The organism is Exiguobacterium indicum HHS 31, assembly GCF_001939065.1.
Classification (GTDB): domain Bacteria; phylum Bacillota; class Bacilli; order Exiguobacteriales; family Exiguobacteriaceae; genus Exiguobacterium_A; species Exiguobacterium_A indicum.
In genome coordinates this window covers 626074-642007 of record NZ_MPSZ01000001.1, presented here as the reverse complement: position 1 = coordinate 642007, position 15934 = coordinate 626074, and the positions used below count along the sequence as shown (strand labels likewise).

Sequence of the window (15934 nt, the reverse complement as noted above, 5' to 3'; positions counted from 1 at the left end):
TTTCATCAGACTAGCCCAATTTTTACTTGTTTATATCAAAAAGAGTCGATGACTCTCCTCAAAGAAGAGAATCATCGACCCTTTTTCAAAAATACGATGTCATCGAACTATACTGTCACAAGAAGATTAGAAAATATGGAAAAGAAGTGCGCCGATGAAAGGTTACGTTAGAAACCGATGTAAGTAGTCTGCAGCGTTCCGTTGCATGACTTTTAATTGATCTATTCTATAGTTAAGTCAAAAAAATACGTTTTTGGAGTGATAAAAATGGAAGATAAGGAAGAAAAATCACCTTATTATCTAAGAAGAATCCCCTTCTTTATTATTTCTTACTTATTTGCACCTTTAGCGTACATCTTACTTTTCATCAAATGGCGGACGTTAGATTCTTCCGTGCGAGATGCACGACTAATTGTTGCATCACTATTTTTACTACTCTTCATCGTTGATTTTTTTCCAGTTGGTCTATATCAAAACATCGTACTTGCTATCGCTCTCACAGTTGGTTTGTTTATTACCTTTATTGGATTAGGTGGCGGAAAAAAATAGTCGATTAACCGTACGTCCGGATTTATGAACGTCGTTTTGTTCCGAATCCCATCAATCCATTCCATTTTCTATTCTATATCTCCATTTTATCTACTCATTATTTAATATACTTAAACAAATCATTGTAAGAAGGGATCAATCGGATGTGGAAGGGACTCTTATTTTCTTCCATCTGGATCGGTATCACGATCCCATTTGTGTTAGTTGTCATCTTTACGCATTTCGAACCCTTACTTACTTTTGATACGAGTGGCATCCTCATGTTGATCACAATGACGATCGGTGCGATGGCTGATCTCTATTTAGTAACTCGTATTTGGACTTGGATCGAACATAAGCTGTACAAACGAAAGCATTACATGTGAAAACGCAGATTATTCGTTCGTCATCGAACAGATAATCTGCGTTTTTTTAGATGAATCGTGCCATATAATCGGAAAAAATTTTTGTCATGACTTTCGGCGTATTCGCGATGTAAATCCGCATCTGTTCAACGTTTGCCTCAACAGCATTTTCTTCCTTCTCTTCGGTCGGAAAATCGGAGATCCCTTTAATGATGATACATTCGATTCCGTTTTTCTGACAGATGTACGCGATTGCCCCCGCTTCCGTATCGGCAATCGTCAATCCGTTATCCCGCAGTTCGATATAGTCTCGCCACATGACGACAGCCCGATCTGCCGTTCCGATCGTTCCGAGATAAAAGTCGTTGCCATACTTCGATACATCGAGATTGACGACGAACGAGGGTTTGATCAGTGGTTCAATCTCTTTAACCGTGCAATCATATTGAACGGCACGATCTGGAACGATGATATCAAGTACGTCGTACTTGGGATCAATCCCGGCACACGTTCCAGCAACGATGACCTTCGTCAATGGAAAGCGGAGGATCATATATTGATTCGCACCGATACCGTTTACTTTTCGAACACCCGTGCTGTAAAACAGAAGTGTCTTCCCATTCATCTCACGCGTGAAGTATTCACCATATGGATAGGCAATTCTTTCTTCGGGCGAGACACGAAAATACGCTAGTGTTGCGTCGAACTCCCATTTGGTTGCGATACTGATTCCAATCATTTCATCCTTCACCTTCCAATCTCCATGTTTAGGAACATATTATTTTTTAATTTTACGATAGTTCATTTTGTTTTGAACTGTTTTTTCCCAGAAGATAGCAATTATTATCAAAAAACATTTTTCACTTATGCCTATAATAAGGATGTAAACAAACAGAAAAGGAGTCCTGCCGATGATTCTAGATTTATTGACTTCCATCGTAGCCGAAATATTGCATAGCCTGATGTACACTTCGTCTACGGAACGCTCGGAGCAAATCAATGACTACCATTGATGTCATTCTAAAAGATATCGAAGACCATCTATTCGATGAGTCCTTACTTGAACAACTCGCAGAGCGCCATCATTACTCTACGTTTCATTTCGGACGACTCTTCAAACGACAAATCGGTCAGACGCTCGGAGAATATGTCCGTTTACGTCGTTTGTCGGTCAGCGCCACTCTTTTAAGAGACGGCGTCGACTTACTCGAAGTTACATTGATGTGTGGGTACCAATCTCAAGAAGCCTATACGCGCGCGTTCAAAGGGTTATATAATTTTCCTCCACGAAAATATGTAAAGCTGATGGAACTAATGACGAATAAGGAGATGATTCAAATGGAAGAACAGCATGTAGAAGGTTGGTTCTTAAGCGGTAGTATGCCGATCTTACACGCTTAAGACCGATTCAGAGATCGTCCATCAAGGACGTAGCTCTGGAAAAATCAGTTTTACGTCTGACACGGAAGAAGCAGGCATGTTCGGTACGATGATGCAAAGCATACAAGCAACTGCTTATCGGGAGAAGCGAATCATGGTCGCAGGTTTTCTGCGAACGGAAGCAGTCGAAAGGGCAGCCATCTGGTTTCGTGTCGATGACGTCCACGGTGATCCGGTACAGTTTGATAACATGACGAATCGTGGATTAACTGGTGACCAGGATTGGACGTATTGTGCCTGTGTTCTTGACGTTCCCTTTGAAGCCGCATCGCTTCACTTCGGTGTATTACTTGAAGGAAGCGGAACCGTTTGGGCAGATTCATTCACCTGTCATGAAGTTCAGACATCTATTCCGTCTACAAATCAATTACATCAGGAGCTTCTTCCGTTACATCCGACGAATTTGTCTTTCGACATGACGGTTTAATACTAAGATGAAAAAATCCAACACAGAAGAACCCTTTACAGTTCTTCGATGTTGGATTATTCATCATTCTCTATCCTTTGCATCGATCTCTTTTTGTCGTAAAATCTCCGCAATTTGATGATGCTCGTTCGCAAGAGCTAGATCGCGTGCGGAACTCCCTGCAGCGTCGCGGTGAAGCGGATTTGCTCCATAAGAAAGTAATATGCGGACGATACGTTCGTATCCCTTCGCGCTAGCTAGCGTCAATACCGTCTCCCCGTCCTCTGATGGACTCATCTCATGATCTGCTCCTGCTTTGAGTAACGCCTTAACGGCTTTCGGATGATTATTTTCAACTGCTACATACAGTGGTGTGATGCCCTCTGGACCCTCTGCCTCGATTTCCGCTCCCGCTTCAAGCAATAAGGTGACTTTTTTTGCTTTCCCTGCCTGAGCGGCAATGTGTAGAGGCGTCATTCCCTCACCCTCTTCAGTTCGTTCGTGTAATAATTCCATATCCTGAGCCAATTGACGCAGGATTTTTTTATTGCCAGACCGACCTGATATTAGATGTAGTGCTGTAAATCCATCACCTGTTAAATCTAAATATGCGCCGCGCTTCATTAATAACAAAGCAATCTCAGATTTCCGGTCATACAATGCGATGTGTAGCGGCGTCATTCCATCTTGATTGGGTAGATTGATGTCTGCTCCGTGGTCGAGCAACAATGCGACGATCGCGATGTGTCCTTCCTGGATTGCCCAGTGTAGTGCCGCGAATCCTTCTTCATCCCACTCATTCAGATCATCCCCTCGTTCGATACAGCGCATGACCTGCTTCTTCTTCCCTAGAAAGGCTGCATCTTGAATGGATCGCTTCCCCATTTCGGTTCGCCCCTTTATCAACTCTGTCTTTAGTTCATTTTACAACAACCGGCTTCAGGAAAGCGAAAAAACCATCTTGAGCAGCGCCAAGATGATTTTACCTAGTGAACAAATTTTTTTATATGAATTTTCCAAACGCAAGTAACTGCATCGCTGCTTGTCGGACTTGTTCCGACGTTTTTGCTGTCGTATCAATCGAATAGACCGAAAATTGTTCATACCATTTCTCTTCGAGCGTCCAAAGCGGTTGATGCTGTTCAAAAGATTGACGAGTTCTTTCTTGATCAGCGTCGCGCCGCTCTCGTAAGAGATGGTCTAATGCCTGTAAATAAATAATCTGGTCGGATCGACATTCTCTTAATGCTTCAAGTTCCGTCTTTAAACGAGATTCCATATCCCAGTCATGCCCATGTATCCGCGGATAATGAAGCGTGTAGAATTCAAGATCCTCCGGACCACGATCTAATATGATGTGTCCATCTGGAAAGTGGCGAAATCGTTCGATTTCCGCTTGAATGAACAGGCGCTGATTCTCAACGAATCCGTCTTCGGTATGGATGTCTAATCCGAGCTCTTTTCGTTTTTGAACGATCGGATATGGATTTTCATAATAGACATGCAACTCCGGGTAAGCGTCTTCAAGCGCTCGCGCTAATGTCGTCTTCCCTGATGCCATGCCGCCTTGGATCGAGAGGATGGTTCTTATGAATGGTGTTCCTCCTACTTGTATATACTTTAAGTATTAAAAAAATAAGCGCCTAGGTCTGGATGACTGATCAATTCCTTTAACTGCCTTTGTTCTGCACTCGGGATTTGCTCAAGCGTCCTAAGAATGGCCATGAGTCGTAACCAGTCTGAAAGATTCGATAGCTGGATTGACGAAACAGCTTGATAACGGTCAAGATATTCGCGACAGACGTATCGTCGCACCTCGTCCGATACTGTTGTTTCACCTGCTGTCCACAGCAAGAGCAACGTCCGCGCGACATCCGCGATCGGTGGACCTGTCGTCGCATCATGCCAATCGATGACGACGAACGTTTCATCTGCTGTCACGAGGATGTTCTGGAAATGGAAGTCCCCGTGGAGCAATCCTTGCTGTTGCGGAACGTAAAGTGTTTGGAGTAATCGTTCCGCCTTCAAGCGTAACTCTAGTGATAGATGACGTATTTTGTGCTCGGTGACATCGTACCATTCAGGAGCTACACGCGATTGTTGCTGATGAATCCGTTGATGTAATGTCGCGAAGGCGTTAAGAAAATCTGTTATTCGCTCCGGTTCGAACAACTCTAACAATTCGCTGCCGTCGACCCGCTGCATCTCAATGAAAGGCGAATCTTCTAATTCAACGGCATATACGTTTGGTGTCGGGATGGCCGTCCGCTCAAGTTCTTCGAGCATGCGAAATTCCTGAGTGATCCGTTGTTTTTCAATCGATGCTTGAAAGTACTTACGGACTCGTTCGTCAGAGATCGTCATCACGGTAGCGGTAGCACCGGTTTTTTCCTTATTCATCTGTATAACCCCCAGTCTCTTATGTCGTTTGTCGAATCATCAAAGAAGGTTCCAGTAAAGAACTAGCGCTTTCACTCTGATTCAGCGCGTCACTCAATAATTGTTCTGCTGCCAGTCTGCCAAGCATTACAACCGGTTGTCGGATCGTTGTTATTTCAAGCGCTCTGGCAATTGGTACATCATCAAATCCCGTAATGGCGATATCCTCTGGCACCCGAATGCCATCCTTGCGAAATTGATCGATAAGACCCGCTGCGACTTCGTCATTGCCGACGATGATGGCGTCTGGCAAGTCTATCGTTAGAAGTTGACCTGCTAGTGCTTGTCCGTCTTCGAAAGAATAGCACCGATCCGCGTACCATTGAATTCCATGGCAGAGCGTAGACGTCTTGAGATATTGGTCGAACGCCTCCCGTCTGACTCTTCCGACTCCGCTATCTGGATTTCCAAGACAGAGACCGACTGTTTTTGCTCCTCGTTCTTCTACATGTTGCAGCAACATTGTGATCGCTTTTCCATGATTAAAAAAGAGCGACGGCACGATATCCTGATGGTCTTCGCAGGCAACGACTGGTCCAACCGTCCGCATCGTTTCAAGTAACTGCGGCTGACTGATGGCGCCAATGATCAATCCGTCAATCCGCTTATCGCGAAGGTATTGCATACTCGCTTCTTCTTTTGCTGGATCGTGTTCCGTCTGGATGACAAGGAGTGTGTGGTTTCGTTCCATGCACACCTGACCAATCCCCTCGAGTAATTGATGAAAAAACGGATGACCCACACGCGGCACGAGGACACCAATCGTATTCGTCTTACCGCGTGAGAGGTTGATCGCATTTCCGTTCGGACTATACTCCAGTCGCTCCATCACGTCTAAGATGATCCGCCGCTTTTCTTTTGAGACATGCTTATGACCGTTTAAGACACGGGATACCGTCGACTTCGAGACACCCGCTTGTTTAGCGATATCCGAGATGTTCGCCATACTGTTCCTCCTTCGTTTGTTCCCATCGTTCTAAGCCGTTTAATGCCTTCGCTACACCGTCCTCGTCATGATCACTGGTGAGGTATGTCGCTCTGCTTTTGACAGATGCTTCAGCGTTTCCCATGGCAATCGATGTTCCCGCCACTTCGAACATCGGTAGATCGTTTTGATTATCACCGATCGCAATGATGTCCTCGGCTGTCATCCCGTACGCTCTCGCGATGTCTTGAAGGGCAGTCCCTTTTGTCACGCCGTTTGCCATGACTTCTAAGTTATAGGCACCTGAACGTGTCACGGAACAGATCTTCAGCTGATGGAGTTGTTGCTCGAGGTGTTCGAGCTGCCATCTGTCAGGTGAGACGAACATGAATTTGATGACGTCCAGTTGATCGATTGCGATTTCGTCAACTTCCTCAACACCGTATTGCGTTAATTGAGCCTGAATCGCTTCTTGAAACGCACGATCTCCGCCTTGAAGAGCAGCAAGCGAAAATTGCGGTAACAAGATGTTGTCTTGTAGATAAATATGTATGAATACGTTTGTAGATCGTACGATCTCCCAAATCGTTCGACTGCTGGAACGGTTCAAAAAACACCGTCTACCTTGTCCCACCTCGACCTCTGCCCCGTTCGCACCAATGACCGGACAATCCAGTCCGTGTTGCGCTAGAATCCGTCGTGCATCAAAGGCAGCTCGCCCGGTGACGATGATGACGATATCTCCTTTATCCTGCCGTCTCTTGATGGCTGCCTGATTTCCCATCGAAATTCTGTGTTCCTTATTCAATAACGTTCCATCTAAATCAATCGCAAAGCATCGCATCGCGTGTCCTCCTTTTCGTGTCCTCTTGATGCTACAGGCTGAAACGCGTCCCAGTGCAACAAAAAATCTTGAATGAACAGTTCATTCAAGATTTTTGTTTTACCCTTTGCTTCAAATGGAGACGTGATGCGCTGTCCGTTGTTTTTGAACATACTCCATCAAGATCGGTCGTTCCGGTGGATTGAGGTTTTCTGGTAGCTGATCGATAGCGAAAAAGCGTAATTCCGCGACTTCTGACGGATCCCGAACTACTTCACCGGTATACGCCGTACACAGAAATGCCGAGATCACATTATAGACTTCATCCCCGTGCGGATACTTATAGTAAAACGCATCACCCGAATAGACGTTCAATAATTCGAGCTGCTCCGCTTCAAGACCGGTCTCTTCCCTTAATTCTCGTTTTGCTGTCTCTACGAGCGTCTCCCCAATCTCAAGCGCTCCACCAGCGAGTCCCCAGCAACCGTTATCTTGCCGAAGTTGTAATAAGACTTCTTGTTTATCGTTGACGACGATGACACACGCCCCTGTCATGACGAGCGGTCGTGTGCCGACGAGTTTGCGTAATTCTGTGATGTATCCCATGTCATTCAGTCCTTTTCCATTTAAATCACTTTCGTTCGGACGCGCATCCGTTTGAGTCCCGTCAATAGGAGACACAACAAGATGATGCCCGAAACGAACAGTACGTACGTATGAATCGTAAAGAGGGAACGGAAATCGATTACGGCAAGATTCTGCTGCACCTCAATCCAACTACTTAGTATGATTCCACTGATTGCAAGTGAGATGAGTACGCCGACCTGTCGACGTGTCAGCGAGACATACGTTAAAACACGCATGCCTTCACGGATCACGAATGGTAGGAGAACGAGGAGTGCTGCGACCGGTAAGATGACCGGGTCACCGCCTTGCTGAATCGGCATCGACCGGGCCAAATAGCCAAACAGAAAAAAGAAACCACATACGAACAACAATAATCCGAACACGATACTCGCATTCACCGCTTTGTTCATCTTACTTCCCTCACTTTTTAGAATAATGAATTATGAAGACACGGTACTTTGATGCCATATACCCGCTGCATCAAGCCGGACCCGATGTCTGCCGTCGAGTTCCATCTCGATCGGACTGATCTTCGCCGTCTTCGATGAGAACAACCATGTCCGACCTTCTGGGACGATCAAGATATGCGTTCCATCTGCGACCGGTCCGAGGAAGTTGATTGACGCGCCATTGAGCGGACGTTCACGTCGCTCAAGAACACCGATCTCCGCTAGCTGCTCACCGACTTCAAGCACATCTTTCACTGTCAGACTCATCTCACCAATCCCGAGGATGTCCGATACATCAAACGTCAGTTCCGCTTTAGAGGGATTGATTTGATGCCGCGCAATCAGCTCCAAGACGTTCTCATCCGGGTCATAAAAGTAACAGGAATGTGAATCCGTGAAGTCAAAATAAATCTCGTCCTGTCCATCTTCGATCAAGAGTGGTGTCCGTTCTACGAGCCACGCTTTTCCTTGTTGGAATACGTTTTCCGGAATGTTGAACGCCATATGGTATTGCGTCTCAACATCGTCCGTCTGTCGATATGTCAGTTGATCGGTACCGATTTGCATCGTAAACGAGTCGTTTGTTTCCGAGACGAGCGGGAATCCGATCTGGTTTATGTAAAAATCCTTCATTGCCTGTAGATGGCGTGTCACAAGAGTGGTTTTTGAAATGTTCAAGCTGATGACCTTCCTTCATTTGCAGTAAAATTTATCAAAAAGAGATATGCTTTATTTTACCACTAATGGTAAAATCATGACGAATGGAAAGTCTGATTTTTCAGATATATTTATACCTGAGAGGATGTTTTGATGAAATTATTAATCGCTCAACCAAAACGCGAGACCGGACTCGAGCAATTTGAACGTGAAATCGCCGCTTATCCTGAAGTCGATCTGATTGTCTATCCGGAAGGCTATTGTACGGTCACGGAACTCGAACGCGTGCAACATCTTGCTAAACAGTTCGAAACAGCCATCGTCCTCGGTTACAAAGATGAAGCGAATCTCGATCGCGCTGTCATCATCGATGCGACCGGGACGATTCTGCTTGATCGCGCCAAAACACCAGAAGCTGGACCGCTTTATACACCTTCAACAGCAAACGACGGGTCGTTCCGCTATGGATACGTCCTCTGTCGCGAAATCTTCTTAGGAAAAGACGGACTACGCGAGGAATCCGGACTTGATCTCATCTTCAACCCGATCGGCGTCGGTATGTTCAGTGAAGAACAGTATGTCGAGTGGTCCGGTGAAGCGCGTATCATCAGTCAGGCGCAACAAGCGCTCATGATCGGAACGAGTCATGCCGATGGTTCGTACCGCAACTGTGGTTTTTCGATTCCGATTGCCTTCATCTATGACGAGACCGGTGAACCGTTGCTGTTGTCTCATAACGATACGCGGACACGTCTGTTTGATACGGTCACGCGCCACGTCGAAGTCGTCGGTACACCATCCTTATCGTAAACGAACACACGCTTCTTCCGGTCAGAAGAAGCGTGCCATTCCTTCAGGAGGTGCTCATATGTCTCAAACAGGTCGTGCGTCATTCTTTTGGAAACGATACTTCTATGTCTTCTTTCCTTTGTTCCTCTTCGGCGTCAGTCACGAATCGTACCTGGTCGATAATCCGTTAGCTAACCTTGAGGACATCGGTGAGTTCGTCTTCTTTTGTCTTTATCTGTTTAATTTTGCCGTCCTTGCCGCTCTTTTGACGAATCTGTGGTGGTTCTTCCTTCCGACAAAACCCGCTCATTCCGAAACCGATTTTTGATAAGAAACGAGTGTCGCCCGTTCGTTGAGCGGTTGACTGACACCCGTCAATCGGTAACCCATCTTCTCATAAAAGTAACAGTTACGTGTTTCTTCGCGAATCGTCCGCAGTTCCCATGTCGTTGCAGCCGGATACGCTGCTTCAACGAGCTGTAATGCGCGTTGGGCGATTCCTTCACCTTGACGGGCTGGATCTAAGAACATCGGACTGATCGCGTAGCGACTCGGTGCTTTCGCAACGACACAAATCCCGCCGACGACGACATCGTCGACGATGATTTGATGAAACGTACTGCTCGGATGCGTGATCCGGTGAATGACACGATCGATCGATTCGTTCGCCGGATTCGTTGCAAAATCCTGATACCGCTCGAGCGTCTCTGAAAACGCCTCGAGTTGAAGCGTGTGAAGCTTCGGAGCGTCTGTAAGAGACGCTACCTTTAATTGAATGTACACTGAACCTCTTCCTCTCTTACCGGAACCATTCCCAAAATTGCGTGCCTTGCGCGACGATCAAGTAGTCGAGCCATCGCTCGAAGCCAAACGGCATTGCGTCTTCTTCCCATTCCTCGAAATTAAGAAATTCCCCACTCCAGATCCGATTTCCTGCCGGGCGATTCATCTCGTAGACGATCCACTCCCCGTCTGGTCCTGCGCCGATCGCTAAGAAGTTTTCGGGACATTCCCAAATCTCGCTATACGTCAGGCAATCCTCGATCGAAAAGAGTTCGAATCCATCGTTGTAGGATAACGTTTCGTGCTGAAACAGCTTCGCCCCGTTATGTTGACGCAAGAACGCCTGATAGTCGTCTGCCGTCCACGCAGGTAACAGCGCGAGCTGTTCGTCCGTCGCCCCTCGGTTAAAGATGAAACGTTCTCGGGCAACATATCCTTCTTCTTTTTGGACCTCTAACAAACCGTCGACGAGTCGACCTTTTAATGTTTCTAATGCAATCATGATCTTCTCCTTAACAATATTCTTTCGTTGGTGTGAACGAGACACCGACATCGTGTCCCCCTAGCTGAACATCCCCTGCTCCTTGTAGCGGTTCAGTTCGCACGGAGGATAAGGAAAGATGTTTGAATAATAAAGGCTCAAACGTCTCGACGATCGGCTGGAACGTCGCATCGACCGACAAGACGAGATCGATTCGGGCGTCCCGCGATAACGCTTGTGCCTTTCGTTCCGACTGGATATAGCGGACGAGCTCCCGCATCCAGCGTTCCTGCTCCAGTGCTTCCGTGATCCGCGTATCGAGCGTCACGGTGAGTCCACCATTCGTCGCAGCAGCAAAACCCGTCTGGACGATTGGTTCGACGATGACGTCCGCTTGACGCACCTCGACTTCATCGCCTGATGTGGTCCGGTAGATTAATCTTCCTGTCTCGAGCAAGTCGGAAGTCTGCTGTGCAGACAATTGTTGTAGCCATTGATGGATCGCGTTCGCTTGCTGTGCGAATTTCGCTCCGGCTGCGCGGAAGTTCAGTTTAAGACGGAACCGTGTCGTCGCTTGCGTCGTCGGGACGATTTGGACGTCTTTTACATTCAGTTCCTCTTGAATGATTGCCGTATAGTCCGCCCACGAAAAGGTTTCGCTCGATTGGACGCTTAGGCTAGCAAGCGGTTGTTTGACTTTTAAGGCGTGCGTATTACGTACTTGTCGTCCTAACTCGACGACAGACACGACTTGTGTCATCTCATATTCCAGATCAGATCGGAGCATCAATCGATCGGCAACCGGATAATCCGCTACATGTACGCTCATTCCTGTTAATCGCTGATAGACATCATCGGCAAGGTATGGGGTGAACGGAGCGAGTAGTCGTGCCGTCGTCGAAAGTGCGAAGTGGAGCGTCGTGTACGCGGCTTGTTTTTCTTCCGACCAGTCAGCTTGCCAGAAACGTTCCCGCGAACGGCGGATGTACCAGTTACTGATCTCATCGACGAGTTGCGCAAGACTCCGCGCTGCTTGAGTCAATTGATAATCGTCCATCGCATCCGTCACGTCTTGCGTCGTCTGATGAACACGCGAGAGCAACCATTCGTCGAGTCGCGTCCGTTTTTGCGGACGTGAGCCATCAAATCCGTCCAGTTCGGCATATGTCAGATAGAACTGGACGGCATGATCCAGTGTATCGACTAGCTTTGATTTTGCTTCTTGGACGATCCGCTCGGCAAACCGTTTCGCACTCCATGGACTGCTGTCGACGAGTAGCGCCCAGCGCAGGCTATCAGCACCATATGCTTCGATCAACGCCACCGGATCGAGGGCATTCCCGCGACTCTTCGACATCTTCTGTCCGTTCTCATCGAGGACGTGACCGAGTGCGAGGACACGCTTATAAGCAGGCTGTCCCGTGAAGAGTGTCGAGATTGCTTGCAAGCTGTAGAACCAGCCCCGCGTCTGATCGATGCCTTCGATGACGACATCGGCTGGATAGCGGTTAAGCGTCTGCGTCCGTGACGGATAATGCTGTTGCGCGAACGGCATCGCTCCACTATCAAACCAGACATCGATGACTTCTGGTGTCCGGTGCATCACTCCCTGACACGTCGGACACGAGACCGATAACGCATCGACGTATGGTTTATGCAACTCGACGGATTCCGTCGCTGTCGTCCGGTGCAAGAAGTCAGCCTTATTTTTTGGAACGAACGTCGTGTCACACGCTTCACACTCCCAGACGTTCAGTGGGGTGCCCCAGTAGCGATTACGACTGATGTTCCAGTCGACGAGTTGCTCAAGGAACTTTCCGAACCGCCCTTTCTTGACGTGGTTGGGATACCACGTCACAGACGCATTGTTCGCAAGGAGTTGTTCCTTGACGGCCGTCGTCTCGATGAACCAGTTGTCTTGTGCGTAATAGAGCAGTGGCGAGTCACATCGCCAACAATGCGGATAGCTGTGCGTATAGCGTTTTTTCGCAAACAAGCGTCCCCGTTCAGCGAGCAGCTGGATGATTGCAACGTCTGACTCCTTGACGAATCGACCAACGAGTGGTGGAACGGCGTCCGTGTAACACCCAGCAGCATCGACGACATTAACGAATGACAGTCCGTTTTCCCGGACGACCCGGTAATCTTCTTCCCCGTACGCTGGAGCAAGGTGGACAAGTCCGGTTCCGCTCGTTGCTTGGACGAAGGACGCCCCGACGACCGTATGACCGTTCTCTGGCGTCACGAAATCAAACGGTGGTTCATAACGCAAACCGACGAGTTCCGCACCGAGCTGTTCGGATACGACCTCGACGGATTCCGAGAACAGTTCAGCGACTAACGCTTTAGCGACAATGAATCGCTCTCCTTCAAACGCTACCGTGACGTACGTCAATTCCGGATGAACCGCCACCGCGACGTTTGCCGGTAACGTCCAAGGTGTCGTCGTCCACGCAAGTAGAAACGTCTGCTCCATGTCGACGATCGGAAGTTTGACCGTCGCCGATAAGTCCGTCACGTCCTGATAGCCTTGCGCGACTTCATGGGAACTGAGTGACGTCTGACAGCTCGGACAATACGGTGATACACGATGTCCCTTCGTCAACCAGCCTTTGTCATGGATCGTCCCGAGGATGTGCCAGACGCTTTCGATATACTCGTCCTCCATCGTCACGTAAGGGTCATCCATATCGACCCAGTAGCCGAGTTTTTCCGTGAAGGAACGCCACTGTGTTTCATAGGAAAAGACACTTTCCTTACAGCGGGCGATGAATGCTTCAACACCATAGTCTTCGATCGCTTGTTTGCCGGAGATGCCGAGTTGTTTCTCGACACCGAGTTCGACCGGTAGTCCATGCGTATCCCAACCGGCTTTTCGTTCGACCCGGAACCCTTGCATCGTCTTATAGCGGGCGACGGTATCCTTGACGGTTCGTCCGAGTGCATGACCGACGTGGGGTAAGCCGTTCGCAGTCGGCGGTCCTTCGTAGAATACGAATTCCGCTTCCGTGCGTTGCTCAATCGATCGTGCGAAGACTTGGTCTTGTTTCCATCTGTTTCGAACACATTCCTCGCGTTGTTGTACGGTTTCTGCTTGGTTTAGTGACGTCATCTCTTGTTCGCTCCTTTGTCGGTAACTAAGAGAATACAAAAAAGTCCGCCCCCTTTGACAGGGACGGACTTCACCGCGATACCACCCATATTCCGTCGAGAATGCTTATTCTCGACAGCACTTAGTTGCACACTATCATGTGCATTCCATGTAACGGTGGACACCCGGTCACGCTTACTGAATGGTTCAGCGTGACTTCTCAGAGAGGATCTTCATGATTGATCTGGCTACCGGTTCTCAGCAATCCCGGTTTTCTGTAAGGCAGAGGGACAATCATTACTCTTTCTCGTCAACGAAATGATATGCTCTTGTTGTGGAGAATCTTACCACATGACTTAAAGACTGCACAACAGCTTTTTACATTTTCTTGCAAAGGAGTTTTTTGAATGTTACATACTTTCCCAACGCTTAAAACGAACCGCCTCGTCTTACGCGAAGTGTTACCCAAAGATGCTACGAGTGTCCTCGCCTATTTATCAGACGAACACGTCGTCAAACAGATGGGACTCGACGCCTTTCAATCAGAAGCAGACGCGCTTGAAGAGATTGATTGGTACGCTTCGATTCGTCGCGATGGCACGGGCATCCGGTTCGGGATCGCATTACAAGAAGACGATGTCATCATCGGCAGTTGCGGATTCTTGAATCAGTCGGCACGCCATCAGCGGGCAGAACTCGGGTTTGAGTTGAGTCCAGCTCATCAGGGACAGGGTATCGCAAAAGAAGCCGCACTTGCAGTCATCACATATGGGTTTGAGGAGCTCTCTTTAAATCGTATCGAAGCACTTGTCTTACCAGCAAATACTGCTTCACACCAATTGCTTGAACGGCTCGGATTCCAGCGGGAAGGGTTGCTTCGTCAATATGAGAAAACACGTGGTCAGTTCGATGATTTGTATATGTACTCAATCTTGCGGAGTGATTGGCCGTCTTAAAAAGATAATCTGTGAAATATCAAAAGTCGTTTAGATGGGTAAATCCGTCTAAACGACTTTTATACCGTTTTATCGATAAGATCTTGCTTTTAAAAATTCTATGATCGGCAACAGTGTCAGTCCGATTGCGAACAAGACTATCAATAACAGATTCGTTGATTCATGTAAAAAGTAATCGAGACAGATGAATCCAAAGATCAGGACAATCAGGATTTTGTAGCTAACGAGACCGCTTTCCGTCGTAATCTTTTTGCCGAGTTCATCTTCTGGCACAGGACGCTCGTCTTCTCCTGATCGTGCCCACGTAAAATACGAGAAGAACATGATCAACAAAATCGCCAATTGAACGATGGAGAAGAACGTTACGTTGTTTTCGATGATCATACTAATGATGGTAAGACTCGCCACTATCACGAGCGTTACTAAAAATAAACCCGTTTTTTTCTTAGACATCCCATTCCTCCTGTTCTGAAATGAACAGATGATCGACTTGTGTCTGCAAGACTTTGGCGATATTAAACGCTAATTGTAAAGTCGGATCATACTTGTTGTTTTCAATCGCATTGATCGTCTGCCGACTGACCTGACAACGGTCAGCCAGTTCTTGTTGTGATAATCTTGCCGCTAGACGTCGCTCCTTAATGTGGTTTCTCACGTTCATACCTCCACGACGTGTCAAATTCTTTTTACATCTTTACTGTAATGAAATTCCAACAACATGTCAAAAACTATTGACATTTCAGATTCGAATTGAACATGAAAAAACACCTTCTGATGAACAGAAAGTGTTTTGATCTTTATCTCAAGTAGCTTGAAATTTCTTTCTATCGTTTGGGATTAATCATCTGACCTGATGAGTATTTATAATTTTTTACATATGAACTCGAAAAGTATTTGTTTCTTCTACTACGACCACCGGAAGACTAGGAGCAAGCGGAACAAATTTTTGGAGTTCATGCGAGAGCGAGTTTTGATAAGCAGCTGCGGAACTCCAGATTTCGTATGTGAAAATAGCGTCCAGTTGTTTATCTGACACGTTAATCGTATATAACTTACATTCGGATTGCTCCAAGACAAGTCGTTTTAGCTCATTCAACACTTGAAATAAAGATTCATGATCATTTACTGTGCATTTATAATGTGTCAGAACACCAAACTGATCCATGCCACTTCCT

General features: G+C 47.1%; 22 protein-coding genes and 1 other annotated feature. Of the genes, 7 read left to right on the top strand and 15 right to left on the bottom strand.

All coding sequences use genetic code 11. The features are described from left to right. Positions 1-267 precede the first annotated feature (267 nt). Together N179_RS03340 and N179_RS03335 are read left to right on the top strand one after the other, a co-directional pair. Positions 268-549 (top strand): hypothetical protein, encoded by a 282-nt coding sequence (locus N179_RS03340; protein ID WP_075642204.1) that lies wholly within the window; start codon positions 268-270, stop codon positions 547-549. A gap of 143 nt (positions 550-692) precedes the next feature. Further along, the gene (locus N179_RS03335) at positions 693-914 is read left to right on the top strand and encodes a hypothetical protein (RefSeq protein ID WP_075642203.1); all 222 of its coding nucleotides are present in this window, start codon (positions 693-695) and stop codon (positions 912-914) included. A gap of 46 nt (positions 915-960) precedes the next feature. On the opposite strand, the gene N179_RS03330 is transcribed toward N179_RS03335, so the two are convergent. After that, a complete protein-coding gene (locus N179_RS03330; RefSeq protein ID WP_075642636.1) occupies positions 961-1632 on the bottom strand; it encodes a 5'-methylthioadenosine/S-adenosylhomocysteine nucleosidase family protein in 672 nt (223 codons plus the stop codon). 260 nt (positions 1633-1892) lie between these two features. Here N179_RS03330 and N179_RS16780 point away from each other — a divergent pair, with 260 nt between their 5' ends. Continuing rightward, positions 1893-2294: a helix-turn-helix transcriptional regulator gene (locus N179_RS16780; protein ID WP_083639893.1), complete on the top strand. Its 402-nt coding sequence runs from the start codon at positions 1893-1895 to the stop codon at positions 2292-2294. Between the two features lie 76 nt (positions 2295-2370). Further along, on the top strand, positions 2371-2760 hold the full coding sequence (locus N179_RS16775) for a hypothetical protein (protein ID WP_083639892.1): 390 nt from the start codon (positions 2371-2373) through the stop codon (positions 2758-2760). Positions 2761-2823: 63 nt separating this feature from the next. Here the strand turns inward: N179_RS16775 and N179_RS03320 are convergent, their stop codons facing one another. From N179_RS03320 to N179_RS03285, 8 genes are all read right to left on the bottom strand, one after another. Next, positions 2824-3624, bottom strand: a complete 801-nt coding sequence (locus N179_RS03320) for an ankyrin repeat domain-containing protein (RefSeq protein WP_075642202.1) — start codon at positions 3622-3624, stop codon at positions 2824-2826. A gap of 118 nt (positions 3625-3742) precedes the next feature. Beyond that, the gene (locus tag N179_RS03315; protein ID WP_075642201.1) at positions 3743-4300 is read right to left on the bottom strand and encodes an AAA family ATPase; all 558 of its coding nucleotides are present in this window, start codon (positions 4298-4300) and stop codon (positions 3743-3745) included. 59 nt (positions 4301-4359) lie between these two features. Further along, entirely contained in the window at positions 4360-5139 is a 780-nt protein-coding gene (locus tag N179_RS03310) for a phosphotransferase family protein (protein ID WP_075642200.1), read from the bottom strand. A gap of 19 nt (positions 5140-5158) precedes the next feature. Continuing rightward, positions 5159-6124 carry a LacI family DNA-binding transcriptional regulator gene (locus N179_RS03305; RefSeq protein ID WP_055967520.1) on the bottom strand — a complete coding sequence of 322 codons (966 nt, stop codon included), beginning with the start codon at positions 6122-6124 and terminating at the stop codon, positions 5159-5161. Next, positions 6099-6947: a Cof-type HAD-IIB family hydrolase gene (locus N179_RS03300; RefSeq protein ID WP_075642199.1), complete on the bottom strand. Its 849-nt coding sequence runs from the start codon at positions 6945-6947 to the stop codon at positions 6099-6101. Before N179_RS03300 ends, N179_RS03305 begins: the two co-directional genes overlap by 26 nt. Before the next feature lie 111 nt (positions 6948-7058). Then, positions 7059-7532 (bottom strand): NUDIX hydrolase, encoded by a 474-nt coding sequence (locus tag N179_RS03295; RefSeq protein WP_075642198.1) that lies wholly within the window; start codon positions 7530-7532, stop codon positions 7059-7061. A gap of 20 nt (positions 7533-7552) precedes the next feature. Next, on the bottom strand, positions 7553-7963 hold the full coding sequence (locus N179_RS03290) for a hypothetical protein (protein WP_075642197.1): 411 nt from the start codon (positions 7961-7963) through the stop codon (positions 7553-7555). A 30-nt stretch (positions 7964-7993) separates the two neighbouring features. Next, positions 7994-8680: a VOC family protein gene (locus N179_RS03285; RefSeq protein ID WP_075642196.1), complete on the bottom strand. Its 687-nt coding sequence runs from the start codon at positions 8678-8680 to the stop codon at positions 7994-7996. A gap of 132 nt (positions 8681-8812) precedes the next feature. Here N179_RS03285 and N179_RS03280 point away from each other — a divergent pair, with 132 nt between their 5' ends. Both N179_RS03280 and N179_RS03275 read left to right on the top strand, forming a co-directional pair. After that, complete coding sequence (locus N179_RS03280) at positions 8813-9469, top strand: carbon-nitrogen hydrolase family protein (protein WP_075642195.1); 657 nt, start codon at positions 8813-8815, stop codon at positions 9467-9469. A gap of 58 nt (positions 9470-9527) precedes the next feature. Then, on the top strand, positions 9528-9776 hold the full coding sequence (locus N179_RS03275; protein ID WP_075642194.1) for a hypothetical protein: 249 nt from the start codon (positions 9528-9530) through the stop codon (positions 9774-9776). On the opposite strand, the gene N179_RS03270 is transcribed toward N179_RS03275, so the two are convergent. From N179_RS03270 to ileS, 3 genes are read right to left on the bottom strand one after another with little or no spacing between them, the layout of a single operon-like run. Beyond that, entirely contained in the window at positions 9755-10231 is a 477-nt protein-coding gene (locus N179_RS03270) for a GNAT family N-acetyltransferase (protein WP_075642193.1), read from the bottom strand. The genes N179_RS03275 and N179_RS03270 overlap by 22 nt on opposite strands. 16 nt (positions 10232-10247) lie before the next feature. Beyond that, the gene (locus tag N179_RS03265; RefSeq protein ID WP_075642192.1) at positions 10248-10733 is read right to left on the bottom strand and encodes an SMI1/KNR4 family protein; all 486 of its coding nucleotides are present in this window, start codon (positions 10731-10733) and stop codon (positions 10248-10250) included. 10 nt (positions 10734-10743) lie between these two features. After that, positions 10744-13824 carry an isoleucine--tRNA ligase gene (gene ileS / locus N179_RS03260; protein WP_075642191.1) on the bottom strand — a complete coding sequence of 1027 codons (3081 nt, stop codon included), beginning with the start codon at positions 13822-13824 and terminating at the stop codon, positions 10744-10746. 56 nt (positions 13825-13880) lie between these two features. Then, positions 13881-14126, bottom strand: a binding site (T-box leader). Positions 14127-14210: 84 nt separating this feature from the next. On the opposite strand from ileS, the gene N179_RS03255 reads away from it, so the two are divergent. Next, the gene (locus N179_RS03255; RefSeq protein WP_075642190.1) at positions 14211-14759 is read left to right on the top strand and encodes a GNAT family N-acetyltransferase; all 549 of its coding nucleotides are present in this window, start codon (positions 14211-14213) and stop codon (positions 14757-14759) included. Between the two features lie 69 nt (positions 14760-14828). Here N179_RS03255 and N179_RS03250 read toward each other — a convergent pair whose 3' ends face one another. From N179_RS03250 to N179_RS03240, 3 genes are all read right to left on the bottom strand, one after another. Then, the gene (locus tag N179_RS03250) at positions 14829-15212 is read right to left on the bottom strand and encodes a hypothetical protein (RefSeq protein ID WP_075642189.1); all 384 of its coding nucleotides are present in this window, start codon (positions 15210-15212) and stop codon (positions 14829-14831) included. Next, the gene (locus N179_RS03245) at positions 15205-15420 is read right to left on the bottom strand and encodes a helix-turn-helix transcriptional regulator (protein WP_208610324.1); all 216 of its coding nucleotides are present in this window, start codon (positions 15418-15420) and stop codon (positions 15205-15207) included. The genes N179_RS03250 and N179_RS03245 overlap by 8 nt, the downstream gene beginning before the upstream one ends. A 210-nt stretch (positions 15421-15630) precedes the next feature. After that, positions 15631-15924, bottom strand: a complete 294-nt coding sequence (locus N179_RS03240) for a putative quinol monooxygenase (RefSeq protein WP_075642187.1) — start codon at positions 15922-15924, stop codon at positions 15631-15633. Positions 15925-15934 lie beyond the last annotated feature (10 nt).